This window comes from Spiribacter sp. SSL99 (assembly GCF_009805925.1).
GTDB lineage: Bacteria > Pseudomonadota > Gammaproteobacteria > Nitrococcales > Nitrococcaceae > Spiribacter > Spiribacter roseus.
Map to the genome: position 1 here is coordinate 36,050 of NZ_MAOM01000017.1, position 24,709 is coordinate 60,758.

22 protein-coding genes are annotated in these 24,709 nt (G+C 66.1%); 18 read left to right on the forward strand and 4 right to left on the reverse strand.

The genetic code is table 11. The annotated features are described in order from the left end of the window. Positions 1–21: 21 nt before the first annotated feature. Positions 22–705 (reverse strand): Bax inhibitor-1/YccA family protein, encoded by a 684-nt coding sequence (locus BA899_RS05875; RefSeq protein WP_159300058.1) that lies wholly within the window; start codon positions 703–705, stop codon positions 22–24. A 178-nt stretch (positions 706–883) separates the two neighbouring features. On the opposite strand from BA899_RS05875, the gene thrH reads away from it, so the two are divergent. From thrH to lysS, 5 genes are all read left to right on the forward strand, one after another. Next, positions 884–1,492 (forward strand): bifunctional phosphoserine phosphatase/homoserine phosphotransferase ThrH, encoded by a 609-nt coding sequence (thrH, locus tag BA899_RS05880; RefSeq protein ID WP_159300059.1) that lies wholly within the window; start codon positions 884–886, stop codon positions 1,490–1,492. Continuing rightward, entirely contained in the window at positions 1,489–2,076 is a 588-nt protein-coding gene (locus BA899_RS05885) for a metallophosphoesterase (protein ID WP_159300060.1), read from the forward strand. Before thrH ends, BA899_RS05885 begins: the two co-directional genes overlap by 4 nt. After that, on the forward strand, positions 2,069–5,809 hold the full coding sequence (gene hrpA / locus BA899_RS05890; RefSeq protein ID WP_159300061.1) for an ATP-dependent RNA helicase HrpA: 3,741 nt from the start codon (positions 2,069–2,071) through the stop codon (positions 5,807–5,809). The genes BA899_RS05885 and hrpA overlap by 8 nt, the downstream gene beginning before the upstream one ends. 37 nt (positions 5,810–5,846) lie before the next feature. Further along, positions 5,847–6,945 (forward strand): peptide chain release factor 2 gene (gene prfB / locus BA899_RS05895; RefSeq protein WP_159300062.1). Its coding sequence is split into 2 segments (ribosomal slippage): positions 5,847–5,921 and positions 5,923–6,945, totalling 1,098 coding nucleotides; the frame shifts between segments, so codons are not numbered across the junction. 39 nt (positions 6,946–6,984) lie between these two features. Beyond that, positions 6,985–8,472 carry a lysine--tRNA ligase gene (gene lysS, locus BA899_RS05900; RefSeq protein ID WP_144348241.1) on the forward strand — a complete coding sequence of 496 codons (1,488 nt, stop codon included), beginning with the start codon at positions 6,985–6,987 and terminating at the stop codon, positions 8,470–8,472. On the opposite strand, the gene BA899_RS05905 is transcribed toward lysS, so the two are convergent. The 3 genes from BA899_RS05905 to BA899_RS05915 are packed head-to-tail and all read right to left on the reverse strand — an operon-like array spanning position 8,469 to position 13,879. Continuing rightward, on the reverse strand, positions 8,469–11,609 hold the full coding sequence (locus tag BA899_RS05905) for an efflux RND transporter permease subunit (RefSeq protein WP_235013312.1): 3,141 nt from the start codon (positions 11,607–11,609) through the stop codon (positions 8,469–8,471). The two genes, lysS and BA899_RS05905, sit on opposite strands and share 4 nt — an antisense overlap. Further along, positions 11,606–12,886, reverse strand: a complete 1,281-nt coding sequence (locus BA899_RS05910) for an efflux RND transporter periplasmic adaptor subunit (protein ID WP_159300063.1) — start codon at positions 12,884–12,886, stop codon at positions 11,606–11,608. The genes BA899_RS05905 and BA899_RS05910 overlap by 4 nt, the downstream gene beginning before the upstream one ends. A 30-nt stretch (positions 12,887–12,916) precedes the next feature. Beyond that, a complete protein-coding gene (locus tag BA899_RS05915; RefSeq protein WP_159300064.1) occupies positions 12,917–13,879 on the reverse strand; it encodes a folate-binding protein YgfZ in 963 nt (320 codons plus the stop codon). 93 nt (positions 13,880–13,972) lie between these two features. On the opposite strand from BA899_RS05915, the gene BA899_RS05920 reads away from it, so the two are divergent. The 13 genes from BA899_RS05920 to lepB all read left to right on the forward strand — a co-directional run bounded on the left by BA899_RS05920 (position 13,973) and on the right by lepB (position 24,702). Then, on the forward strand, positions 13,973–14,161 hold the full coding sequence (locus tag BA899_RS05920; RefSeq protein WP_069133964.1) for a DUF1674 domain-containing protein: 189 nt from the start codon (positions 13,973–13,975) through the stop codon (positions 14,159–14,161). Positions 14,162–14,269: 108 nt separating this feature from the next. Continuing rightward, a complete protein-coding gene (sdhC, locus tag BA899_RS05925; protein ID WP_159300065.1) occupies positions 14,270–14,650 on the forward strand; it encodes a succinate dehydrogenase, cytochrome b556 subunit in 381 nt (126 codons plus the stop codon). Positions 14,651–14,661: 11 nt separating this feature from the next. After that, the gene (sdhD, locus tag BA899_RS05930; RefSeq protein ID WP_069133966.1) at positions 14,662–15,042 is read left to right on the forward strand and encodes a succinate dehydrogenase, hydrophobic membrane anchor protein; all 381 of its coding nucleotides are present in this window, start codon (positions 14,662–14,664) and stop codon (positions 15,040–15,042) included. Positions 15,043–15,046: 4 nt separating this feature from the next. Next, positions 15,047–16,834 (forward strand): succinate dehydrogenase flavoprotein subunit, encoded by a 1,788-nt coding sequence (gene sdhA, locus BA899_RS05935; RefSeq protein WP_069133967.1) that lies wholly within the window; start codon positions 15,047–15,049, stop codon positions 16,832–16,834. A gap of 18 nt (positions 16,835–16,852) precedes the next feature. Then, the gene (locus tag BA899_RS05940; protein WP_159300066.1) at positions 16,853–17,632 is read left to right on the forward strand and encodes a succinate dehydrogenase iron-sulfur subunit; all 780 of its coding nucleotides are present in this window, start codon (positions 16,853–16,855) and stop codon (positions 17,630–17,632) included. A gap of 15 nt (positions 17,633–17,647) precedes the next feature. Then, on the forward strand, positions 17,648–17,911 hold the full coding sequence (locus BA899_RS05945; RefSeq protein ID WP_159300067.1) for a succinate dehydrogenase assembly factor 2: 264 nt from the start codon (positions 17,648–17,650) through the stop codon (positions 17,909–17,911). After that, positions 17,856–18,290: a protein YgfX gene (locus BA899_RS05950; RefSeq protein WP_159300068.1), complete on the forward strand. Its 435-nt coding sequence runs from the start codon at positions 17,856–17,858 to the stop codon at positions 18,288–18,290. Before BA899_RS05945 ends, BA899_RS05950 begins: the two co-directional genes overlap by 56 nt. An 85-nt stretch (positions 18,291–18,375) precedes the next feature. Beyond that, complete coding sequence (gene rpoE, locus BA899_RS05955; RefSeq protein WP_069133971.1) at positions 18,376–18,963, forward strand: RNA polymerase sigma factor RpoE; 588 nt, start codon at positions 18,376–18,378, stop codon at positions 18,961–18,963. A 5-nt stretch (positions 18,964–18,968) separates the two neighbouring features. Continuing rightward, entirely contained in the window at positions 18,969–19,553 is a 585-nt protein-coding gene (locus tag BA899_RS05960) for a sigma-E factor negative regulatory protein (protein ID WP_159300069.1), read from the forward strand. Beyond that, complete coding sequence (locus BA899_RS05965) at positions 19,537–20,568, forward strand: MucB/RseB C-terminal domain-containing protein (protein WP_159300070.1); 1,032 nt, start codon at positions 19,537–19,539, stop codon at positions 20,566–20,568. Before BA899_RS05960 ends, BA899_RS05965 begins: the two co-directional genes overlap by 17 nt. A 50-nt stretch (positions 20,569–20,618) precedes the next feature. Beyond that, positions 20,619–22,034 carry a DegQ family serine endoprotease gene (locus tag BA899_RS05970; RefSeq protein ID WP_159300125.1) on the forward strand — a complete coding sequence of 472 codons (1,416 nt, stop codon included), beginning with the start codon at positions 20,619–20,621 and terminating at the stop codon, positions 22,032–22,034. A gap of 111 nt (positions 22,035–22,145) precedes the next feature. After that, complete coding sequence (lepA, locus tag BA899_RS05975) at positions 22,146–23,942, forward strand: translation elongation factor 4 (RefSeq protein WP_069133975.1); 1,797 nt, start codon at positions 22,146–22,148, stop codon at positions 23,940–23,942. Positions 23,943–23,964: 22 nt separating this feature from the next. Further along, positions 23,965–24,702, forward strand: a complete 738-nt coding sequence (gene lepB, locus BA899_RS05980; RefSeq protein WP_069133976.1) for a signal peptidase I — start codon at positions 23,965–23,967, stop codon at positions 24,700–24,702. Positions 24,703–24,709 lie beyond the last annotated feature (7 nt).

Consider the following 24,709-nt stretch of genomic DNA (forward strand, 5'->3'; position numbering starts at 1 on the left):
GGTCAGGCCCGCAGGCCCCGATCAGCGCTCGCCGGCAAACGCCGCGAGCAGCTGCAGCAGACTCAGGAACAGGTTGTAGATCGTCACGTACAGCGTGATCGTCGCCATGATGTAGTTGGTCTCGCCGCCGTTGATGATCTCACTGGTCTGGTAGAGGATCAGGGCGCTCATCAGCACCACGAACGCCGCACTGACCGCCAGCGACAGGGCCGGGATCGAGAACAGCACCGCGACGATGGAGCCGGCGAAGGCCACCAGCACACCCGCGAAGATGAATCCGCGCATGAAGCTGAAATCGCGCTGCGTGGTGAGTGCGTAGGCCGAGAGCCCCAGAAAGATCATGCCGGTGCCGCCCAGCGCCATCATCACCAGCTCGGCGCCGTTGCTGAACGCGCCAATGTACATGCTGACGATCGGGCCCAGCGTGAACCCCATGAAGCCGGTCAGCGCGAAAACGCTCGCCAGCCCCCAGACGCTGTTACGCAGCCAGGTGGTCAGGAACAGGAGACCGAAATAGCCACCCAGCACCATCAGCCAGTGCATGGGCGGTGCGTTGGTCGCCATCGCGGTTCCCGCCATGGCGGCGCTGAACAGTAGTGTCAGCGCGAGCAGCGCATAAGTATTGCGCAGCACCTTGTTGGTGGCGAGCACCGACTGGCCGGTGGAGCGGCCGCCGGCGATCGAGGTGCGAAAATCCTGAGCCATCGTTGCTTACCTCCGTTGGATCAATGATGCAACTGCCTTCAATATGTCATTGGATGGTGGCAATGTCACGCAAGTTCAATGCGCTCGTGGAGGCGGATGAGCGGCCACCCGCCGCCTTGCAGCCCATGGCTAAAAACCGTAACGTCCGCGAGCCTGAATCTAGGAGGGATCAACCCTGGTGAATATAGTCTGTCTCGACCTCGAGGGTGTGCTGGTCCCGGAGATATGGATCGACTTTGCGGCGCTGACCGGCATCGACGCCCTCAAGGCGACCACGCGCGACATCGCCGATTACGATGAGCTCATGCGCATGCGCCTGGACACCTTGGCCGCCCACGAGCTGGGCCTGCCCGACATCCAGGCGGTCATCGACCGGATGGAGCCGCTCCCTGGCGCCCGGGCGTTTCTCGACGACCTGCGGTCGCGCTACCAGGTGATCATCCTCTCGGACACCTTCTATGAGTTCGCCCGGCCGCTCATGCGCCAGCTGAACTGGCCGACGCTGTTCTGTCATCAGCTCGAGACCGGCGCCAATGGAGACATCACCGGCTATCGGCTGAGGATGCGCGACCACAAGCGTGCGGCCGTCGAGGCCCTGCGCGGGCTGAACTTTGCGGTGGTCGCAGCGGGTGATTCGTTCAACGACACCAGCATGCTCGCGGCTGCCGGGCAGGGTATTTTCTTCTCGGCCCCCGCGAACGTCACCGCGGCGTTCCCGCAGTTCCCCGTGACGGACAGCTATCCGGCCCTGACCGCCGCCATCGATGCGGGTTTTGCCGCGCAATGACTGATCGCTCGGTCCGGGTCGCCATTCTCGCGGATACCCACGGGTTCCTCGATCAGCGCATTGCCGATGAGGTCCGTCGCTGCGACATTGCCCTGCATGCCGGTGACGTCGGTGGCGCGGATGTGCTTTTCGCCATGCAGCCCGAACAGGAAGCCGTGGCGATCCGCGGTAATAATGACGATGCGGCGCACTGGCCCGCGTCCGAGCAGGACATGCTGGCCAGGCTGCCGGAAAACGCCACGGTGGATCTGCCCGGCGGGCGAATCAAGCTCGTCCATGGCGATGACGGCGGCACGATTGACCAGCGCCATCGCCGCTACCGGCAGCAATTTGCCGACTGCCGTGCGGTGGTCTACGGCCACAGTCACCGCCAGTGCGTCGATCAGAGTGCCGCGCCCTGGGTGCTGAACCCCGGCGCCGCGGGCCGGACGCGGACCTATGGCGGACCGGGCTGCCTGGTCCTGCAGTGTGACGATGCGCACTGGGATCTTGAGGCCCTGCAGTTTGAGCCGCGCACGGCGCCCCGGACCCGACGCCGCTCGGGCCGCGACGGATCGGAGTCCAACGACGGCCGGAATGGCTGAACACTCCAACGCCCACCCGACGCGTAGCGCTGCGAAGGCCCGGGCCGCCCGGGAGGCGATCACGCTGCGCCCGGATTATGCCCTGGATCTGCCCGTCCTCGAGCATGCCGAGGTCATCAAGGCGGCGGTGCGTGATCATCCCGTGGTCGTGGTCTGCGGCGAGACCGGATCGGGCAAGAGCACGCAGCTGCCCAAGCTCATGCTCGATCTCGGTCGCGGTATCGACGGGATGATCGCGCATACCCAGCCACGGCGCATTGCCGCCCGCAGCCTCGCCAGCCGTGTGGCTGAAGAGTGTGGGACGAGAGTGGGCAGCGGGGTCGGCTACCGGGTGCGTTTCAGTGACCAGACCGGGCCGGAGACGCGCATCAAGCTGCTCACCGACGGCATGCTGCTCGCCGAAACTCAGGCCGACGATCGGCTTGACGGTTACGACACGGTCATCATCGACGAGGCCCATGAGCGCAGCCTGAACATCGACTTCCTGCTCGGTTACCTCAAGCGCCTCCTGCCCCGACGGCCCGATCTGCGCGTGATCATCACCTCGGCGACCATCGATCCGGCCCGGTTCTCGCAACACTTCGACGATGCCCCCGTGATCGAGGTCTCGGGACGCACCTACCCGGTGGAGGTCCGCTACCGACCGCTGGTCGAACAGTCGGAGGATGAGCGCGAACGCAGCCTGCGCCAAGGCGTTGTCGAGGCCGTGGATGAGCTCGCGGGCCTCGGCCGCGGCGACGTTCTGGTGTTCCTGCCCGGCGAGCGCGAGATCCGTCAGTGCGCTGAGGCGCTGCGCAAGCATCACCCGCCCCATACCGAGGTGCTGCCCCTGTTCGGGCGCCTCTCCACCGCCGAACAGCAGCGCGTGTTCGCACCGCACCGTGGCCGGCGGATCGTCCTGTCCACCAACGTCGCCGAAACCTCGCTGACCGTCCCGGGAATCCGCTATGTGGTGGACAGCGGGCTTGCGCGGATCAGCCGCTACAGCTATCGCACCAAGGTCCAGCGCCTGCCGGTCGAGCCGGTCGCACAGTCCAGCGCCGACCAGCGCGCCGGGCGCTGTGGACGTGAGGGGCCGGGCGTGTGCATACGCCTCTACGACGCGGCCGACTTTGAGGCGCGGCCGCGGTTTACCGATCCCGAAATCCTGCGCACCAACCTGGCCTCGGTCATCCTGCAGATGAAGCATCTGCGGCTGGGCGCCATCGAGCGGTTTCCCTTCATCGAGCCGCCGGATCCGCGCTACGTCAAGGACGGGCTCAAGCTGCTCGATGAACTGGGCGCGCTCAACCGCCGCCAGAATCTCTCGCGGCTGGGTCGTCAGCTGGCCCGCCTGCCGGTGGATCCGCGCATCGCGCGCATCCTGCTGGCGGGCGACCGCGAGGGTGCGCTGGATGAGCTGCTGGTGATCGCCGCCGCGCTGTCGGTACAGGATCCCCGTGAGCGGCCCATGGATCGACGCGAGGCGGCCGATGCCGCGCAGTCCGCCTGGCAGGACAAGCGCTCGGATTTTGGCGGACAGCTGCGCCTCTGGGCCGCCTATCGGGAGCAGGCCCACCATCTGAGTCGGCGCAAACTCCAGGCCTGGTGCCATGAGCATTTCCTGTCTCATGTGCGGATGCGTGAGTGGGCGGATACCCACGCCCAGCTGCGCCGCCTCGTGCGGGATATGGGGCTCACCGAAAATACCGCGCCGGCACGACCGGTGGCGATCCATCGGGCCCTGCTCAGCGGCTTTCTCTCCAACATCGCCCGGCGCGAGGACGGCGGTGAGTATGTCGGGCCGCGTGGGCTCAAGCTCGCCATTCATCCGAGCTCGGCGGTGGCGCGCCAGCGGCCGCGCTGGATCATGGCCGCGGAGCTTGTCGAAACCAGCCGGGTGTTCGCCCGGGTGGCGGCCGATGTGCGGCCGGAGTGGATCGAACCGCTGGCCGGGCATCTGCTCAAGCGCCGCCATCGCGATCCGTGGTGGGAGGCCGGCAGGGGCAAGGTGTTCGGGCGTGAGGATGCCACCCTCTACGGTCTGCCCATCGTCACCGGGCGCAAGATCGACTATGCGCGCGTGGCCCCGGCGGAGGCCCGGCAGGTGTTCATCCGTGAGGGTCTGCTGGGCGAGCCACCACCGGATCCGCCGGCCTTTCTGCGGGCCAACCAGGACCTGATCGCCGAGGTCGAGACCCTCGAAGCAAAGACCCGGCGCCGTGATGTGCTGGTGGATCACGAGGCACTTGCGGCCTTCTATGACGCGGCCCTGCCGGCCGCGGTGGTGGATGGCCCGAGTCTTGATCGCTGGCTGCGCGACGGCGGCGACGACCGTGCGCTGCGGCTGGATCGCGATCAGTTGATGGCCCGGGGCGTGACCGAGGGGGCGGCCGACTACCCCGACACATTCGATGTCAATGGCGTGCGCCTGCCACTGCGATACGCCTTTACGCCCGGTAGCGAGGTCGATGGCGTCACGGTCTGCATTCCGGTGGCGGCCCTCAACGCGCTCTCGCCGGAGCCCTTCGAGTGGCTGGTGCCCGGCCTGCTCGAGGAAAAGGTGGTCACCCTGATCCGGGCACTGCCCAAGGCGCTGCGACGGCATTTTGTGCCCGTGCCGGATTTTGCCCGTGCGGTTCTCGAGTCACTGCCCTCCCGAGAGGGATCATTGGAGGCGGCGGTGCGCGCCGAGCTGCGGCGCATGACCGGGATTGATATCCCTGGTGGCCTGTGGGATGAACTGGTCCTGCCCGGACATCTGCAGATGCGCTTCGAGGTGCTCGATGAGGCCGGTGCGCTGCTCGACAGCGGTCGTGATCTGCCCGCGCTGCAGCGGTCCTGCGCCGATCATGCGGCGCGCGACTTCCGGGCGCCGGCCGACAGCAGCTTCGAGCGCACCGGGATCACCGACTGGGACATCGGCACGTTGCCGGAGCGGGTGCCTTTCGTGCAGGGCGGGATCGAGCTGCAGGGCTATCCGGCCCTGTGTGCCGAACAGGGCGCGGTGGCCCTGCGCCTGCTTGACGGCCCCGAGCGCGCCGCCATTGCCCATCGCGAGGGCGTTCGCAGTCTCCTGATGAAGCGCTTCGCCCAGCAGGCGCGCCACCTGCGCCGGGGGCTCGAGGGGCTCGATCGCATGGCCATCGACTACCGCGATGTGGGGGACGCCGATGAGTTCAAACGCGGCTTTGTGGCCGCGGTATTCGATCAGGTTTTTCTCGCCGGGACCGTTCCGCGGGACCGGGCCAGCTGGCTCGAAATCTGCGAGCAGGGCCGCACCGCAATCATCCCCCACGGTGAGCAGCTCCGGGATCGGGTCTCTGATATCCTGTCGCGACAAAAGCGGGTGCGCCGGGCACTCAAGGGCAATATCCCGCTGGGCATGATGGACAGCTACCAGGATCTCCGCCAGCAGCTGGACGGGCTGGTGTACCCCGGGTTTCTGCTGGACACCGACCCGGAGCGGCTCGCCGATCTGCCGCGCTATCTGGCGGGAATGGCCCGTCGGCTCGAGCGCCTGCAGCAGGATCCGAACCGTGACGCGGCCGGCCTGGCGGCGATCCAGCCGCATCAGCGCCGGCTCGACGAGGCGCTGGCGCGTCATGCCCGACGGGCCATCCGTGACCCGGCCCTGGCGCAGGTCCGGTGGCTGGTGGAGGAGTACCGCATCTCGCTGTTTGCCCAGGATCTGGGCACGCGCGAGCGGGTATCGGAAAAACGCCTGGCCCGCGCCTGGGAAGCCGTGCGCTGAGCCGCCAGGCCAATCGACAGTCAACAAGAGGAACACCGTGCTCGACAGTAATCAGCTTGCCACCCAGCTTGACGATCTCAAGGGACGCTCCGAGTCCCTGAGGGGGTATCTTTGACCTCGCTGAAAAGGAGGAACGCTTCGAAGAAGTCACCCGCGAGCTCGAGCAGCCCGATGTCTGGAATGACCCCGAGCGCGCCCAGAACCTGAATCGCGAGCGCGCGGCGCTGGACACGGTCGTCGCTCAGATGCGCGGCCTGCTGACCGGGCTGGATGAGGCGGGCGAACTGCTCGAGATGGCCCGGGAGGAGGATGACGCCGACACCCTGGAGTCGGTGGCGGCGGACCTCGCCGCCCACGAGCGCGTTGTCCAGTCGCTGGAGTTCCGGCGCATGTTCGCCGGCGAGATGGACCCCACCAACGCCTTTGTCGACATCCAGGCCGGCTCCGGCGGTACCGAGGCCCAGGACTGGGCCGACATGCTTCTGCGCATGTACCTACGCTGGATCGAGCACAAGGGTTTCAAGGCCGATCTGATCGAGGTTTCCGAAGGCGACCAGGCCGGCATCAAGAGTGCCACCATCCGGGTCGAGGGGGAGTACGCGTTTGGCTGGCTGCGCACCGAGACCGGTGTTCATCGACTGGTGCGCAAATCACCCTTCGACTCCGGCAACCGTCGCCACACATCATTCGCCTCGGTCTTCGTCAGCCCCGAGCTGGACGAGGACGTGGACGTCGAGATCGACCCGTCGGATCTGCGCATCGATGTCTATCGCGCCAGCGGTGCGGGCGGGCAGCACGTCAACCGGACCGAGTCGGCGGTGCGCATCACCCACCAGCCCACCGGCATCGTGGTGCAGTGCCAGAATGACCGCTCGCAGCACAAGAACCGGGCGACCGCCATGAATCAGCTGCGGGCCAAGCTCTACGAGCGCGAGATGGAGGCCAAGCGCGAACAGGCGGCGGCGGTGGAGGATTCGAAGTCGGATATCGGCTGGGGTAGCCAGATCCGCTCCTACGTGCTGGATCAGAGCCGCATCAAGGACCTGCGCACCGGCGTCGAGGTGGGCAACACCCAGGCCGTGCTCGACGGCGGTCTGGATTCATTCATAGAGGCGAGTCTCAAGGCCGGCCTGTAGGCGGGCGACACGCCGGACGACTTTTGGAACAGGAACAGCATGGCTGAAGAGCAGGATGAACACCGCCTGATCGCCGAGCGGCGGCGCAAGCTCGATGAGTGGCGCGCCGAAGGGGCCGCCTTCCCCAATGATTTCCGGCGTGACGCGCTGGCCGCCGATCTGCAGTCGCGCTATGCCGATCACGACGCCGAGCAGCTGGCGGCTACCCCGGTACGGGTACGCATCGGCGGGCGACTGATCCGCAAACGCGTCATGGGCAAGGCGAGCTTTGCAACGCTCCGCGACATGTCCGGCGACATTCAGCTGTTCGTACGCCGCGATGATCTGGCCGAGGGCCTGTATGCGGCATTCAAAGGCTGGGATGCCGGCGACATCATCGGCGTATCGGGCACGCTGATGCGCACCCGGACCGGCGAGCTCTCGGTGCATTGCGACCGGTTGGCGCTGCTGACCAAATCGCTGCGCCCGCTGCCCGATAAATACCATGGTCTGGGGGATACCGAGGCGCGCTACCGGCAACGCTATCTCGACCTGATGACCAACCCCGATTCGCAGCGGATCTTCACCGTGCGCAGTCGCATCATCCGCAGTATTCGCGAGGCCTTCCACGAGCGCGGTTTTCTCGAAGTCGAGACACCGATGATGCAGCCGATTCCGGGGGGCGCGGCCGCCCGGCCGTTCGTCACGCATCACAATGCCCTCGATGTCGATCTGTTTTTGCGCGTCGCCCCCGAGCTCTACCTCAAGCGGCTGGTGGTGGGCGGCATCGAGCGGGTGTTCGAGATCAACCGCAACTTCCGCAATGAAGGGGTCTCGACGCGGCATAACCCCGAATTCACGATGCTCGAATTCTACGAGGCGTACGCCGATTACCGGGACGCCATGGACTTTACCGAGTCGCTGCTGCGCCGGCTGGCCCGGGATGCCGTGGGCACCGAGCAGCTCGTCTGGCAGGGCGAGTCGATTGATCTGGCCCCCGCGTTCCGCCGGCTGAGCGTCCGCGACGCGGTCGTCGAGCACAACCCCCAGCTCGGTGCCGGGGTGGACGATCCGCAGGCCCTCGCCGGTTATGCCGAGTCACTGGGCATCGAGGTCGGCCCGCACTGGGGCAACGGCAAGGTCCTGCTGGAGGTCTTCGAGAAGACCGCGGAGGCCGCGCTCATCCAGCCCACCTTTGTCACCGACTATCCGGTGGAGGTCTCGCCGCTGGCCCGGCCACGGGATGACAACCCGGCGGTGACCGAGCGCTTCGAGCTCATCGTGGCGGGTCGGGAGATCGCCAACGGCTTCTCGGAGCTCAACGATGCCGAGGATCAGGCACGCCGCTTCCGCCGCCAGGCCGAGGAGAAGGCCGCCGGTGACGACGAGGCGATGCACTATGATGCCGACTACATCCGCGCGCTCGAGTACGGCATGCCGCCGGCCGTGGGCGAGGGGATCGGCATCGACCGGCTGGTGATGCTGCTTACTGACAGCGCCTCGATCCGGGATGTGCTGCTGTTCCCGGCCATGCGCCCCCGCGACTAGTCGCCTGCCGCGCGCCGGCCGGGCAGGCGCTCGCCGATCGAGGCATGCAACGACAGCAACACCGGGATGACGAACAGCACCAGCAGGGTGGAATAGCCCAGCCCGAAGGCGATGGAGGTGGCCATCGGGATCAGGAACTGCGCCTGCAGCGATGTCTCGAACAGCAGCGGCGTCAGGCCGCCGATCGTGGTCAGCGAGGTCAGCATCACGGCCCGCAGGCGCCGCACCGCCGCCTCCTCAAGGGCGGCGTCCACGCTCAGTCCGGCGGCCAGCTGATCGCGGTAGAACGCCACCAGGATGATCGCGTTATTGACCACGATGCCCGAGAGGCCGAACAGACCGAACAGCGAGAGCACGGTGAGTTCGATGTTCATCAGCCAGTGGCCGACGATGGCCCCGACCAGTCCCAGCGGGATGACGCCCATGACGATCAGGGGCAGGGTCCAGGCCGAGAACACCCAGACCAGGACAACGGACATCAGGGCGAGGCCCAGATACAGGCCGAACTGCATGTCATCCAGGGTGTTGCGCTGATCCGCCTGGCGCCCCTCGAAGCTGTAATCGATGCCGTAGCGCTCGGCCAGCCGGGACAGCGCGCCGTCCTGCAGTGAGCCGATGATGCGATCGGCATTGGCCACCTGATTGTCCAGGGATGCCTGGATCTGCACCGCGCGCTCGCCATCGGCATGGCGGATCGCCTCGAAGCCGCGCTGCGAGCCGCGGTTGATCACCTGATTGACCGGCACGAACTCGCCGGCCGGCGTGCGGATGGTCAGTTCGTCGAGGGCCCCGATGCGTCGCTGCTCATCGCGGGGTAGCAATACCCGCACCTCCACTTCGTCGGGGCCGGACTGATAGATCTGGCTCAGCGCGCCATCGAACGCGGCTCGCAGCTGCGAGCCCACGGCCTGCGTAGAAAGGCCCAGCGCACGGCCCTGTTCATTGACCGAGAAGGTGATCTGCTGACGTCCGTAGGGCAGGTCATCACTGACGTCCACCACACCGGGGATGCCCCTGAGGGTCTCGGACAGCGACACGGCCGAGTTTTTCAGCGCATCGGTACCCGCCCCGGTCAGGCGGACGGTCAGATCGGCACCCGGTGGACCGCCCTGGCGCGAGGTGATGGAAAAGTTTTCCATGCCCGGCGGCACCTGCGTGTTGGCTTTCCAGTCGCCGATAAAGGTGCTGTTACGCGTCGTGCGCGCGTCGGGGGGCGTGAGCTCCACCAGCATTGAGCCCAGGGCATCGCCCTGCGTGGCGCCGGTCCCGCCGACGGTACCGCCGGCCCGGGTGATGGCCGTCTGCACCAGATTCTCACCCGACTCCGCCTGTGTCTGGGCCAGACTGCGCTCGAGCTCGTCGAGGAATGCCTCCATCTCCTGGCGGTCCGTGCCGGCGACAAAGGTCGCGTTGGCGTAGACGATCTGGGACTCGGGCGTCGGGAAAAACGTAAAGCCCAGCCGTCCGCTGGCGAGCAGGCCAGCGGCCAGAACGACGCTGGCGGCGGCGATTGACAGGGTCACCGCCCGGTGGCTGACGGCCAGACGGACGGCCCGCCGGAACCCGTTTTCACGGAATCCCTCGAAGCCACGCTCGAACCGCGCCCGCCAGCGGCCGGGACCGCGCTGCGGCGATGGCGTGGGGGCGGTCGGTGTCTGAGGGCGACTGCGCCCGGTGAACGCACCCCGCAGATGACCCGGCAGGACCAGAAAGCTCTCCACCAGCGACGCGGCGATGACGCAGATCATCACGATGGGGATGTCCCGCAGGATCTGGCCGATGGTCCCGCCGACCACCAGCAGCGGCATGAACGCCGCGACCGTGGTCAGCGAGGAGGCCATCACGGGCCAGAACATGCGCCGGGCGGCGCCCTGCGAGGCCAGGAGTGCGGGTTCGCCGCCGCGGAAATGGGCATCGGCATCCTCACCCACGACAATGGCGTCATCGACGATCACGCCCAGCGCCATGATCAGCGCAAACAGCGAGATCATGTTGATGCTCCCGCCGATCAGCCAGAGGATGGCGAGCGCCGCGAGGAATGCCGAGGGGATGCCCACTGCCACCCAGAATGCAACACGGGCGGGCAGGAACAGGTAGAGCAGGATCAGGACAAGCACAAGGCCGCCCAGCCCGTTGCTGACCAGGAGGTTGATGCGGTCGCGGATCAACTGCCACGACTGGTCGTAGAGGGTCAGCTCGAGGTTGGCGGGCAGACGCGGCCGGGTATCGGCCACCCACTGCTCGAGGGCCTGAGCCGATTCCAGGCTGTCGCCGTGCTGGGCCCGCTGCAGGACGAGTTCGATGGCGGGGGCGCCATCATGGCGCATCAGCACCGAATCCGGCCTCGGCTCCTCGCGGATCGAGGCAATCGAGCCCAGCGTCAGCGAACTGCGCGGGTCACTGACAACCGGCAGTTCATCAAAACCCAGCACGTCGCGGCGCTGCTCGACGGCGCGCAGCTCCCGGCCCCCATCGAGGCTCCCGAACTCGCCGGCCGGGATGTCCGTGGAGCGACTGGCGATGCGATCGGAGAGCTGGGGCAGGCTCAGATCCAGCGACGGGATGCGCTGTGCCGGCACCGCCACCGAGATCTGCTGATCGGGCATGCCGTTGACGCTGATGCGATCGATGCCACGCTGGACGAGTTCGCGCTCAAATTGATCCGCCCATGTGCGCAGCGCCGAGCGGTCGACGTCGCCGTGCACCAGCACCCGTCCCACCGGGTCGAATTCCGGCGCGCGGCTGATCTGGGGGGATTCCGCGTTGGCGGGAAAATTGCGGAAGCTGTCGACCTGCTCGCGTACGTCCGCCAGGGCCAGCACGGTGTCGGTGCCCTCGATGAATTCCAGCGTGATGGTGGCGATGCCCTGGGCCGAGGTCGAGGTCATCTTGCTGACATCAGGGACCGCCCGCAGACGCTCCTCGAGCGGCTCGGTAATGCCGCGCTCGACGTCTTCAGCCGAGGCCCCGCTCCAGACCACTGAAACTGTGATGATATCGATGGAAAAGTTGGGGAAGAACTGCACATTCATCCGTGAAATGGCGAAAAGCCCGCCCAGAATCATGAGGATCATGACCAGATGCGGGGCGACGCGGTGACGGGCGAAGCGCTCGAGCAGACCCGGCGATTCGCTCACGGCGATGCCCCGTCGTCATCGGCGGGCTGCACGCGCAGACCCTCCACCGCGTTGGGGAGCTGAGTGGTGGCGATCCGGTCGCCGGCGGTCAGCGCTCCGCTGCGGATCAGCGCGCGCTCGGTGCCATCAACGCGGGTGGTGCCGAGGTGCTCGACGGCCACCCGCTCAAGGCGGTCATCGCGGACCCGGTAGACCCGGTCGTTGCCGTACAGCGCGCTCTGCGGGACCGCGATGGTGTCAGGCATGGCCGGCATCCGCAGTTCCATGCGAATGACCTCACCGGGGCGCAGCGAGCGATCCGGTGCCTCGAACTGAAACAGCCCGGTGACGCCCCGGGCACTCGCTGAACCGCCAAGCCGCATGAGCCGCAGCGCCACCGTGCCGCCCAGCAGCTGGGCCTCGGCGGTCGGATGCTCGTCGCGGGCCAGCGCCCGCAGCAGCGTTTCCGCCCGTTGATTGGGGATCAGGGCGCGCACCTCGAAACCGTCGCGGGGGAGAAACGTCAGCAGCGCCTGACTGGTGCTGACCCGCTCGCCGGTGGCGACCTCGCGCCCGGTAATAATCCCGGCGCCGGGGGCTTCAACCCGCGAGCGTCGGGCGTCACGACGGGCGCTGCGCACATCCGCCTCGGCGGCCTTGCGGCGGGCCTGCAGCGAGGCAAGCCGGGCGTCGAATGTCGCGACCCGCTCCTCGCGGGTGTTCAGCGCGAGCCGCGCCTGGTTGAGCGCATCGCGGTTGGACTCCACCTCGGACGGCGAGGCGAGTTCATCGCTCTGCAGCGTGAGGGTCCGCTCGAGGGAACGCTGCGCGGTGTCCACCAGTGCCTGCTCGATCTCGAGCGCCTGCTGATCACTCTGGTAAGCGCGGCGGGCCTCCTGGATCTGGGCCTGCAGGTCAGCAAGATTGGCCTCGGCGCGTCGCAGTGGCGGCTCGTAGTCGGCGGGATCCAGCGCGACCAGCAGATCGCCTCGTTCAACCGCGTCGCCATCGGCGACCGGCAGGCGGGCCACCCGCGCCGTCAGCGGCGCATTGATCACGAGTCGATCCGGATTCTCCACCTCGCCGGTGAGTGTCAGCTGGGGCTGGTGCGTGCCCGGCTCGACCACGGCCGTGTCCACTCGCCAGGCCCGCTCGGCCACGTCCGCCCGCGGCGGCGTCGGCCCGGTCTGGGTGAGCCAGATGTAGCCGCCCGCCGCCAGGGCGATGATCAGCAGGGGCAGGATCAGTCGGACAAAGCCCAGCCGAATCCAGTGGCGGGCGCGCGGTTCGGAGGCCATAAGTCAATCGCCTGCGTTCGAATACCGCCGTCAGTGCGGCGGGGTGTAGGGGAGATCCAGGATCTCGAGGGTGCGTGTCGCGACGGACAGTGTCTGTCCGGCCTTTTCGATGCGCAGCACCGCCAGCAGTTCACTGCCACCACCGGCCGCCGCGGCGCTGATGACGACCCCGGCCTCCTGATCATCGGCGTCGAGCACCGCCGTGCCGGGTGCCGGTGGATCGTCGGCGATGGCCGCCCGGTAGAGTCGGCGTTTGAGCTGGCCGCGGTAATGCATGCGCGCGATCACTTCCTGACCGGGGTAGCAGCCCTTGTCATAACTGATCCCGCCCAGGGGTTCGAGGTTGAGCATGGTCGGCACGACGGATTCGCTGACCTCGCGGGTCAGTTCGGGGAGGCCGGCGCGGATCGACTGCAGACGCCAGAAATCCTCGCTGCCCTCGACGAGTGCGTAGCCGAAGCGGGTGCGCAGGGCGGCCAGCTGATCGGCGGGTGCGATGACCAGATAGCGCAGGTCAGCCGCGCCGGGCAGGGCGATGACATGCAGGTCGCCGGCCCGCACGACCTCGCCCGCCTGGGCGGGCAGGGTGCCGGCCGCCTCGCTCAGCAGACTGGCGGCGGCCGGGCCGGCCATCCCCAGTGCCCCCTCATCGGGTCGCAGATCAGTGAGCGCGACCTGCGAGCGCAGGATGAACATCTGAAGGGTCGGGCGGATCGCCTCGATCAGTTGGGCATCGGCCAGCAGCAGCATGCCCGTGTCACTGGGGACGACGCGGAACACCGCGCGCGCCCGGCCCTTGGCGTTGCACCAGGCGGCGAGTGCGCTGGCGGATGGCTCCAGTCCCGCAACGTCGGCGGTCAACTGGTTCTGCAGGAACGCAACGGCGTCGTCGCCGGCGACGTGGAGCAGGCCCAACGAGGGCAGGGCACAGATCAGTCCGCTGTCGTTGAGGGCCATTTCCATTTCATCGGGCGTATTCGCGGGTTCATGCATGGTCGGCTCCAGACGGTAGCGGATAGAATGTCGGCCTCCGCTGTCATAAATGATGCCATTTGCAGACCGCCCCGTGTAGCTGGAGGATCCCACATGACCGACGATCGCAAGACCCATCCGTCCGACGCCGAGACTCAGGAAGGCGCTGCCGGGACCCCGTCACCGGAGACGGTGGATTGGGAGCGGCCCGAGACCTGGCCCAAAGAGGTGGGCGGTAAGCGCGGCCCGGAACCGACCCGCTACGGCGACTGGGAAAGCAACGGCCGCTGCACCGATTTCTGACCGGCACCGAGGGCGATTTGTTGCACTGCCGCGATATTGCGCGATGCGGCATGGAAGCGTAGTTTATCGGAATAATTCCAAAGATGATGACCCTCGGAGAGTGTTCAGATGAGTACCGATAACCGGCCCCTCTCGCCCCATCTTCAGGTCTACCGCCTGCCGTTCACCGCGCTGACGTCCATCAGCCATCGCATCAGTGGTGTATTGCTCTCCGGGGGCGCGCTGGTACTGGTGTACTGGGTGGTGGCCGCGGCCGCCGGCCCGCAGGCCTATGCCACCGCCAGCAGCATCCTCTCGAGCCTGCCGGTCCAGGCGCTGATCTTCCTCTGGACTTTCGTCCTGTTCTATCACCTGTGTAACGGCATCCGTCATCTGGTCTGGGACGTGGGTTATGGTTTTGACCTGAAAACGGCGCAGCGCTCCGGGCAGATCGCCATTGGCGCGGCCGCCGCGCTCACCCTGATCGCCTGGCTCATCGCCCTGGTCTGAGGAGAACAGCAATGGATTATCGGACTCCCCTGAAACGCGCACAGGGCCTGGGCGCCTCCCACCACGGCGTGGGCCATTGGTGGATGCAGCGGCTCAGTGCCGTGGCGATGGTGCCGCTGATGCTCTGGCTGGTGGTTGGCCTCGCCACGCACACCGGTGGTGGTTACGAAGGTGCCGTGGCCTGGCTGGGCAACCCGATCAACACCGTGGTGCTGGTAATCGCCTTCGGCGTGCTGTTCTATCATGCTTCGCTCGGGCTCCAGGTGGTCCTCGAGGACTACGTCAGCCACACGGGCACAAGACTGGCACTGGTGACCGCCGTGCGGTTCCTGGCCGCACTGCTGGCCGTCTCGGCGATATTCGCCCTACTCAAGATTGCGTTCGGAGGCTGACCGGATGAGCACCGATTACGAGATTATCGATCACACCTATGACGTTGTGGTGGTGGGTGCCGGCGGCGCCGGCCTGCGCGCGACCTTCGGCATGGCCGCCAAGGGCCTGAAAACGGCCTGCGTCACCAAGGTCTTCCCCACGCGGAGCCATACCGTGGCCGCCCAGGGCGGCGTCAGCGCGGCGCTGGGCAACATGGGCGAGGACGACTGGCGCTGGCATGCCTATGACACGATCAAGGGCTCCGACTGGCTGGGCGATCAGGATGCCATCGAGTACATGTGCCGCGAGGCGATCCCCGCGATCATCGAACTCGAGCACTACGGCGTGCCCTTTTCGCGGACTGAGGAAGGCAAGATCTACCAGCGGCCGTTCGGCGGCATGACCACCCGGTTCGGCGAGGGGACCGCGCAGCGCACCTGTGCCGCCGCCGACCGGACCGGGCATGCGATCCTGCACACGCTCTACCAGCAGTCGATGGCGCACTCGGCCGACTTTCACATCGAGTTTTTCGCCCTTGACCTGATCATGGAAAACGGCGCCTGCCGCGGAGTGATTGCCCTGGAGCTGGCCACCGGCAAAATCCATCGCTTCCGGGCCCATATCGTGGTGATGGCCACCGGCGGTTACGGCCGCGCCTGGTTCTCCTGCACATCGGCCCATACCTGCACCGGCGATGGCGGCGGTATGGTGCTGCGCGCCGGCCTGCCGCTGCAGGACATGGAGTTCACGCAGTTCCATCCGACCGGGGTCTACGGCGCCGGATGCCTCATCACTGAAGGCGTCCGCGGCGAGGGCGGCTACCTGACCAACTCCGATGGCGAGCGCTTCATGGAGCGTTACGCCCCCAACGCCAAGGACCTAGCCTCGCGCGATGTGGTGTCACGCTCAATGACCGTTGAGATCCGCGAAGGACGCGGCGTCGGGCCCAACGCCGATCACATCCATCTGCATCTCGAGCACCTCGGCCCCGATGTCATCAACCAGCGGCTGCCGGGGATCGCCGAGACCGCCAAGATCTTTGCGGGTGTCGACGTCACGCAGTCGCCCATCCCGGTGCTGCCGACCGTGCACTACAATATGGGCGGCATCCCCACCAACTATCGGGCCGAGGTGGTGGCACCCCGCGATGGCGACCCGGATGCGGTGGTGCCCGGGCTGATGGCGATTGGCGAAGCCGGGTGCATTTCGGTGCACGGCGCCAATCGTTTGGGCTCCAACTCGCTGCTTGACCTGGTGGTGTTCGGCCGCGCGGCGGCGATCCGGGCGGCCGAGATCGTGGCCGAAACCGGCGAGCATAAGCCACTGCCGGCGGACAGCGCCGACTACGCGCTCACGCGGCTGGATCGACTGCGCCATGCCAACGGCAGTCATCCCACCGCCAGCATCCGTGAGCAGATGCAGAAGACCATGCAGGAATACGCCGCCGTGTTCCGCACCGAAGAGACGCTCGCCACCGGCCGGGAGCGCATCCACGAGATCCACGCCATGCTTGAGGATGTGCAGCTTTCCGACCGGTCGTTGATCTGGAACACGGATCTGGTGGAGAGCCTCGAGCTCGAGAACCTGCTGGGCAATGCGGTCGTCAGCATGGATTCGGCGCTGAACCGGCAGGAGAGTCGCGGTGCCCACGCCCGCGAGGACTACACCGAGCGTGATGACGAGCACTGGATGAAGCATACCGTGTCCTGGATGCAGGACAGTGGCGAGGTCCAGCTTGACTACCGGCCGGTACACATGACGACGCTTTCCGATGAGATGGAAGTGATTCCGCCCAAAAAGCGCGTGTACTGATTCCAGGAGAGATTAGCGATGGCTCAGTTCGTACTACCCCCCAATTCCCGGATCAAGCAGGGCGAACACCACGAGGCGCCTGACGGGGTCAGTAACACCCGGACCTTCAAGGTCTACCGCTGGGAGCCGGACAAGGGGGAAAACCCGCGTCTCGACACCTACGAGGTGGATCTCGATACCTGTGGCCCGATGGTGCTCGACGCCCTGGTCAAGATCAAAAACGAGATCGACCCGACACTGACTTTCCGGCGTTCCTGCCGCGAGGGCATCTGTGGGTCGTGTGCGATGAACATTGATGGCCGCAACACCCTGGCGTGCATTCAGGCCATCGACGAAATCGACGGTGATGTGCGGATCTATCCGCTGCCCTCCATGCGGGTGGTCAAGGATCTAGTGCCGGACATGACGCATTTCTATGCCCAGTACGCGTCGATCCGCCCGTGGCTGCGCACCGAGACGCCGACGCCCCCCGATCGTGAGCGGCTGCAGAGCCCTGCGGACCGCGAAGAGCTGGACGGTCTCTACGAGTGCATCCTGTGTGCCTGCTGCCAGACCTCATGCCCCAGCTACTGGTGGAACCCCGACCGTTATCTGGGACCGGCCGTGCTGTTGCAGGCCTACCGCTGGATTGCCGATTCGCGCGATGAAGACACCGCCGGTCGCCTTGACGACCTCGATGATGCGTTCAAGCTCTATCGTTGCCACACGATCATGAACTGCGCATCCGCCTGTCCCAAGGGTCTGAACCCCGCCAAGGCAATCGCTGAGATCAAGCGCATGATGGTGGCCCGCCAGTAAGCGGCGGCACGATCCGTGAGCGAGCGATCGAGATTGCGCTGGCGATGCCGGCGTGGAACCACGGAACTGGATCGACTGCTGACCCGGTTCCTGGACGCGCCGGCCCAGGGCTATGACGCGCTTGATGCCGAGGGACGCGAGGCGTTTGACCGCCTCCTGACCATCGAGGATGACCACCTCATCGACTGGCTGGTCAATGGTCAGCGGCCCTCGGAGGAAAGCCTTGTCGACATCGTCAACCGCATCCGCCACGCCTCCGGTCTACCGACTCACGCCTAGCGCCTGGTTGCGTGGGGCGCTGATCGCACTGTTCCTGCTGGCGGTGCTGGTGGCGCTGGTCGCACCCGGGCTGGCCCCGACCCTGCGGATTGCGGCGCTGATCCTGACCCTCGCGGTGGCGGCGTGGACGGTGCCCCGGCACTGGCCGACCCGACCCCGGGCGGTTCAGGCCTTTCAGCTTGAATCCGGTCATTACGTGTCGATATGGCGGTATGATGGGGCACAGGCCCGGTATCGTCTCCGGGACAGTCGGATCTGGCCGGCGCTGGTGGTGCTGGCGCTGGCCGACGGCAGGGATCGCCGGGCGCTGTTCATACCGCGGGACGCCCTCGGGGGCGAGGCCCATCGACAGCTGCGCCGGGCCGTGAGCGCATGCTGAGGCGTTTGCCGGTGTCGGGGCGATCCGCTAGCCTCCTCAGGATGAATGAACTTCTACCAGACTCACGGGTCATTGCGGAGGGTGAATGAGTACCGCCAATGCGGACAAGGAGCTGGTAGAGCGTGTTCAAGCGGGTGACAAGCAGGCCTTCGACCTGCTGGTGCTCAAGTATCAACACAAGCTTGTCAAGCTCATCTCCCGGTACGTGCATGATCACGCTGAGGCGATGGATGTCTCCCAGGAGGCATTCATCAAGGCTTATCGGGCGTTGCCGAGGTTCCGTGGCGACAGCAGCTTCTACACCTGGCTCTATCGAATCGGGATCAATACGGCGAAGAACTATCTGGTCTCACAGGGCCGGCGGCCACCGGATAACGACATTGATGCCCAGGATGCTGAACGATATGACATCGAATCGCGTCTGAAGGATCAGGAGTCGCCGGAAGCGCTTGCGCAGCGGGACCAGGTGCAGGAGACAGTGGTCAGCGCCATCGAGGATCTGCCCGATGACCTGCGCACGGCGATCACCCTGCGTGAGTTCGACGGTCTCACGTACGAGGAAATCGCCGAGGCAATGGACTGCCCGATAGGAACGGTTCGGTCACGGATATTCCGTGCCCGTGAGTCAATTGATAAGCGGCTGCGGCCGCTGGTGTCCGGTACAGACGGGTGATAGCGATGCAGGATGATACGGATCAACAACTCTCGGCCTATGTGGATGGCGAGCTGGGTCGGGACGAAAGTCGTTTTCTGGAGCGCCGCCTGGCCGCCGATCCGGGGCTGAGGCAGGCGCTCGAGCGCTACCATTCAATGCGCGCCGCCGTGCGTGGCGAGCATGTCGCCGGTGTCGAGGGGCTGGCGGATCGGGTGCGAGGGCAGCTTGAGGCAGAGCCCGAACACGAAGCGGACGACGCCCTGGCCCAAGCCAATTGGCGACGAGCTTCGTTCATGGTCCAGCCGGTGGCGGGGTTGGCCATCGCCGCGAGTGTCGCGCTGGGGCTGGTGGTCGCCTGGCCGATGTTCACCGCGCCCTCGACGCCGGCACCCACGGCCACCCCGGTGCAGATCGCGGCGGAGCCCACCAACGGCAGTCTTTCGCGGGTGGGCGGTCCTTCAGCGGTCCGGCAGGACGACGACGTCGACGCACAGGTGCGACGTCAGCTCCAGCCCTATTTCATCGATCACAATGACCAGACCACGGCCCGGCCCATTGGCGGGACTCTGGAGTCGGCGAGAATCATCGGTCATGACCGCGAACGCTGATCCATCGTGGCGGCGCGGCCGCCGACGCGGTGCGACCGGCCTACTGGCGCTTGCCCTGTTGCTTGCCAACCCGGCAGCGGCGGAAACCCCGCGCAGCGCCAGCGGGTGGCTGGAACATGCAAGCGACGCGATGGGGCGTCACAGCTTTGTTGCCGATGTGATCTATGAACAGGGGGCGCATGTCGAAGCGCTGCGGCTTTGGCGCGATGCCTCCGTGGCGGACGGCAGCCGTGAACGGCTCATGTCGCTTTCAGGCCCCCCGCGCGAGATTCTCAGAACGCCGACCACCACCACCTACATTTCTCCCACCGCCGCTCCCCATCCCCGTCAGCGCTACGCGAACCGCTCGCTGCGGCTGCCCGATCCGGATGCCATTGATCGGCTCGATCAGTCCTACACGCTCAATCTCGAGGGACAGGGGCGGGTCGCGCAACGCGCGGCGCAGCGGCTTCGCGTGATCCCGCAGGACGATCTGCGGTATGGGTATGCGCTGTGGCTCGACCAGCAGACCGGCATTGTGTTGCGGGCCGATATCCTCGAGCCCGGCGGCTGGCCGGTGGAGCGCTTCATGGTGGTCGAGCTGAACCGTCGTGAGGCAATGGATCCGAGCCTGCTTGATCCGGTGCTCGCTGACGAGGGCGCGACTTTCGAGCGGGCGACCCGCGGGAATGCGGCGGCCGACCAGGATGGCCCGGTCCATGGCGACTGGTCGTTGACCGATCCACCCCCCGGCTTCACCCGACAGGCGGATCGCACCCAGGCGCTGCCGGGCTACGAACGGCCGGTTCGGCACCTGGTGTTCTCCGATGGCATCGCCAGTGTTTCGGTCTACATCAAGCAATCCGAGGCGGCCGAGGCGCTCCAGGGCGCGATGAGCATGGGCGGTGTGAACATCCATGCGCGCACGCATGACGGTGTCCAGATTCTGGTTGTCGGACAGGTGCCGGCAATCACCGTGGAACGGATGGCCAACGCCATGGTCCGCTCCAGTCAACCCAACGCGACAGGGCAGTAAACCGAATGACCCTCTTACGATCGATTTCCCGTGGCACCCGCCGGGGGGCCATGGCGCTGATGGCGGCCACGATGCTGGTGGCGCCGGGTGTCGGCGCCCAGAATCTGCCGGATTTCACCGACATGGTGCGCGAAAACAGCCCGGCGGTCGTCAACATCAGCACGACCCAAGCCCAGCCGGAAGGCCGTGCCGGCATGCCCGATGTGCCGGGCATGCCCGACCCCGAGGATCTTCCCGAGGGGCATCCATTCCGTGACTTCATGGACCGGTTCATGGATGACGAAGGGCCGGAGCAGGCGCCGCCGCGCCGCGACGCCCGGTCGCTGGGCTCCGGATTCATCATCTCCGAGGACGGCTACATCCTCACCAACAATCACGTGGTCGAGGACGCCAGCGAGATCATCGTCCGGCTGAACGATCGCCGCCAGATGACCGCTGAACTGGTCGGCGCCGACGACCGGGCGGATCTCGCCCTGCTCAAGGTGGATGGCGAGGATATGCCAACGGTGGAAACCGGCCAGTCCTCCGAAGTCGAGGTCGGTGAGTGGGTGCTGGCCATCGGTGCGCCGTTCGGATTCGAATATTCGGTCACCGCCGGCATCATCAGCGCCAAGCAGCGCAGTCTGCCCATGGAAAACTACATTCCCTTCCTGCAGACCGACGTGGCGATCAACCCGGGCAATTCCGGCGGCCCGCTGTTCAATCTCGACGGCGAGGTGATCGGGGTCAATTCGCATATCTACAGCCGCTCCGGGGGCTTTCAGGGCATCTCTTTCGCCATTCCCATCGAGCTGGCAATGGATGTGGCCGATCAGCTGCGTGACGGGGGCGAAGTCAGCCGGGCCTGGCTGGGCGTCGTGATCCAGGACGTCACCCGCGATCTGGCGGAATCCTTCGGCATGGATCGGCCCGAGGGGGCCCTCATCGCCCAGGTCCTGCCGGACAGCCCCGCCGCGGCCGCCGGTATTGAGCCGGGGGATGTGGTGCTTGAGTTCGACGGCAATGATGTCGCGACGTCGGGTGCCCTGCCACCGATCGTGGGCCAGGCGACCGTCGGCTCGACCGTACCAGTGGTGGTGATGCGCGATGGCGAGCGTCAGACGCTGGAGGTCACCCTGGCTGAATTGCCGGACGATGCCGGCCAGCGTGGTGGCGGGTCGCCGCAGACCGAACCCGGCGCGTTCGAGGAGCTGGGACTGATGCTGCAGCCCCTGACGGCCGAGCGCCGTGATGCGTTGGGCCTGGAGCCGGATGTTGACGGGCTTGTCGTGGCCGGCGTTGATGGCGGTCCGGCCGCCGAGGCGGGGATCGAGCCCGGGGATGTCATCGCCCGGGTCAACCGTTCCCCGGTCGAGGGGGTCGAGGCGTTCCGTGAGATCATCGCCGGCATGGAGTCGGGACGCCGTGTCCCGTTGCTGGTACTGCGAGACGGGAGTCAGCGGTTTCTTGCCCTGCGTATCCCCTGATCGGTATCGTACCGCGATAGCGTGTCGGCCCTGCGCCGATGAGGCCGCGGTGGCATCAAGCCGCCGCGGCTGATTTGTTTCCGCAACCGGCCCGACCCCGGCCAGGACTTCATGGACCAGATCAGAAATTTCTCCATCATCGCCCACATCGATCATGGCAAGTCGACCCTTGCGGACCGCCTGATCGAGCGCTCGGCACATTTCCAGTCCCGGCAGTCCAACGAGCAGATGCTCGACTCCATGGACCTTGAGCGCGAGCGCGGCATCACCATCAAGGCGCAGAGTGTGTCGCTGGACTACACCGCCGCGGATGGCCGCACCTATCAGCTCAACTTCATCGACACCCCCGGGCATGTCGACTTTTCCTACGAGGTCAGTCGCTCGCTGTATGCCTGCGAAGGGGCGCTGCTGCTGGTGGATGCCTCGCAGGGCGTCGAGGCACAGAGCGTCGCCAACTGCTATACCGCGGTGGAGCAGAATCTCGAAGTCATTCCGGTGCTGAACAAGATCGACCTGCCCTCGGCCGAGCCCGAACAGGTCATCCAGCAGATAGAGGAGATCATCGGTCTGGATGGCTCGGAAGTGGTCCCGATCAGCGCCAAGACCGGCGATGGGATCGACGACCTGCTCGAGTCGCTGGTGGCCAATGTGCCGGCCCCGCAGGGTGACCCGGAGGGACCGCTCAAGGCGCTGATCATCGACTCCTGGTTCGATAATTATCTGGGCGTCGTGTGTCTGGTCCGGATCTTTGATGGCGTGCTGCGCAAGGGCGATCGCATCAAGGTCATGTCCACCGGGCGCGAGTTCCAGGCGGATAACCTGGGCATTTTCACGCCCAAGCGGATGCCCTGGGACACCCTCGAGACCGGCCGGGTCGGATTCGTGGTCGCCGGGATCAAGGACATCGACGGTGCCCCGGTAGGCGACACCCTGACCAGCGCCCGTCGACCCACGGAATCGCCGGTGCCTGGCTTCAAGCGGGTCCAGCCGCGGGTGTTTGCCGGGGTGTTCCCCACCAGTTCCGAGGACTATGAGGCATTCCGCGATGCCCTCGGCAAGCTGCGGCTCAATGACGCCGCGCTGCATTATGAACCCGAGAACTCCGAGGCCCTCGGGTTCGGGTTTCGCTGCGGATTCCTTGGCATGCTGCACATGGAGATCATCCAGGAGCGGCTCGAGCGCGAGTATGGCCTGGATCTGATCACCACCGCGCCGACGGTCGTGCATGAAGTCGTCAACAAGGACGGCGAGGCATTCCTGATCCACAACCCCTCGGAGATGCCGGCGGTCAACGACGTCGAGGAGATCCGCGAGCCCATCATCCACGCCAGCATCCTCGTCCCGCAGACCTACATCGGTGCGGTGATCAAACTCTGCGAGGAAAAGCGCGGCGTGCAGAAGGGCATGCAATATGTCGGCAATCAGATGTCGCTTGAATACGAGATGCCCATGGGCGAAGTGGTGCTCGACTTCTTCGACCGCCTGAAATCGGCGTCCCGGGGGTATGCCTCGTTTGACTACGAGTTCCGCCGCTTCCAGCCCGAGCGGCTGGTCAAGCTCGATATCCGAGTCAACGGCGACAAGGTGGATGCGCTGTCGGTGATCGTCCATCGCGACCAGGCCGAATACCGAGGCCGCGATCTGACCGAAAAGCTGAAGGAAATCATCCCCCGGCAGATGTTCGAGGTGGCCATTCAGGCGGCGGTGGGGTCGAAGATCATCGCCCGCTCGACGGTCAAGGCACTGCGTAAGAACGTGACCGCCAAGTGCTATGGGGGCGACATCACCCGAAAGCGTAAGCTGCTTGAGAAACAGAAGCAGGGTAAGCGTCGGATGAAGCAGGTGGGGCGCGTTGAAATCCCGCAGGACGCGTTCCTGGCCGTGCTTCAGGTTGATAACGATAAATGAACCGGCGTACTAGCCCATGACAATGCCTGATTTTGAACAGCTCCTGGTCATCCTCACCCTGGTGAGCGGCGTCATCTGGGTGATCGACCGGTTCCGCCGCCGTCGGCGCGCCGCTGATGCGCGGGTCTCGTGGTGGTTTGATCTGGGCCGCTCGCTGTTTCCCGTGATCCTGATCGTGCTGATCATCCGCTCGTTCGTCATCGAGCCCTTTCGCATCCCTTCGGGGTCCATGCTCCCGACGCTCGAGGTGGGCGATTTCATCCTCGTCAACAAGTTTGGGTATGGCCTGCGACTGCCGGTGGCGCATGAGCTGATCGTGCCGGTGGGCGATCCCTCGCGCGGCGATGTCGCGGTATTCCGCTATCCCGAGGATCCCTCCCAGGACTACATCAAACGCATTGTCGGTCTGCCGGGGGATACCGTGTCCTATGTCGACAAGCGCCTGATCATCAACGGCGAACCCCTCGAGGTGGAGCGCCTCGGCGCCTGGCGCGGCGATGACGCATTCAACCTGCTGCGCGAGCAGCTGGGCGGCGACTGGCATGAGATGCTGGTGCATCGCTCGCCCGATGACCGGCAGTTGAGCCTGACGGTGCCCGAAGGCGAGTACTTCGTGATGGGGGATAACCGGGACCGCAGCAGTGACAGCCGCTTCTGGGGCACCGTGCCCCGGGATCATCTGGTCGGGCAGGCGTTTTTCGTCTGGCTCAGCTGGAATGGGGGGCCCAACTGGTCACGCATGGGCGATGTGATCCAATGATGGCAGG

What these genes read in the sequence shown, in the direction of transcription:
- BA899_RS05875 (WP_159300058.1), bottom strand. Translation starts at nt 705, where the DNA reads ATGGCTCAGGATTTTCGCACCTCGATCGCCGGCGGCCGCTCCACCGGC.
- BA899_RS05885 (WP_159300060.1), top strand. Translation starts at nt 1,489, where the DNA reads ATGACTGATCGCTCGGTCCGGGTCGCCATTCTCGCGGATACCCACGGG.
- hrpA (WP_159300061.1), top strand. Translation starts at nt 2,069, where the DNA reads ATGGCTGAACACTCCAACGCCCACCCGACGCGTAGCGCTGCGAAGGCC.
- lysS (WP_144348241.1), top strand. Translation starts at nt 6,985, where the DNA reads ATGGCTGAAGAGCAGGATGAACACCGCCTGATCGCCGAGCGGCGGCGC.
- BA899_RS05910 (WP_159300063.1), bottom strand. Translation starts at nt 12,886, where the DNA reads ATGGCCTCCGAACCGCGCGCCCGCCACTGGATTCGGCTGGGCTTTGTC.
- BA899_RS05915 (WP_159300064.1), bottom strand. Translation starts at nt 13,879, where the DNA reads ATGCATGAACCCGCGAATACGCCCGATGAAATGGAAATGGCCCTCAAC.
- BA899_RS05920 (WP_069133964.1), top strand. Translation starts at nt 13,973, where the DNA reads ATGACCGACGATCGCAAGACCCATCCGTCCGACGCCGAGACTCAGGAA.
- sdhC (WP_159300065.1), top strand. Translation starts at nt 14,270, where the DNA reads ATGAGTACCGATAACCGGCCCCTCTCGCCCCATCTTCAGGTCTACCGC.
- sdhD (WP_069133966.1), top strand. Translation starts at nt 14,662, where the DNA reads ATGGATTATCGGACTCCCCTGAAACGCGCACAGGGCCTGGGCGCCTCC.
- sdhA (WP_069133967.1), top strand. Translation starts at nt 15,047, where the DNA reads ATGAGCACCGATTACGAGATTATCGATCACACCTATGACGTTGTGGTG.
- BA899_RS05940 (WP_159300066.1), top strand. Translation starts at nt 16,853, where the DNA reads ATGGCTCAGTTCGTACTACCCCCCAATTCCCGGATCAAGCAGGGCGAA.
- rpoE (WP_069133971.1), top strand. Translation starts at nt 18,376, where the DNA reads ATGAGTACCGCCAATGCGGACAAGGAGCTGGTAGAGCGTGTTCAAGCG.
- BA899_RS05960 (WP_159300069.1), top strand. Translation starts at nt 18,969, where the DNA reads ATGCAGGATGATACGGATCAACAACTCTCGGCCTATGTGGATGGCGAG.
- BA899_RS05965 (WP_159300070.1), top strand. Translation starts at nt 19,537, where the DNA reads ATGACCGCGAACGCTGATCCATCGTGGCGGCGCGGCCGCCGACGCGGT.
- BA899_RS05970 (WP_159300125.1), top strand. Translation starts at nt 20,619, where the DNA reads ATGGCGCTGATGGCGGCCACGATGCTGGTGGCGCCGGGTGTCGGCGCC.
- lepA (WP_069133975.1), top strand. Translation starts at nt 22,146, where the DNA reads ATGGACCAGATCAGAAATTTCTCCATCATCGCCCACATCGATCATGGC.
- lepB (WP_069133976.1), top strand. Translation starts at nt 23,965, where the DNA reads ATGCCTGATTTTGAACAGCTCCTGGTCATCCTCACCCTGGTGAGCGGC.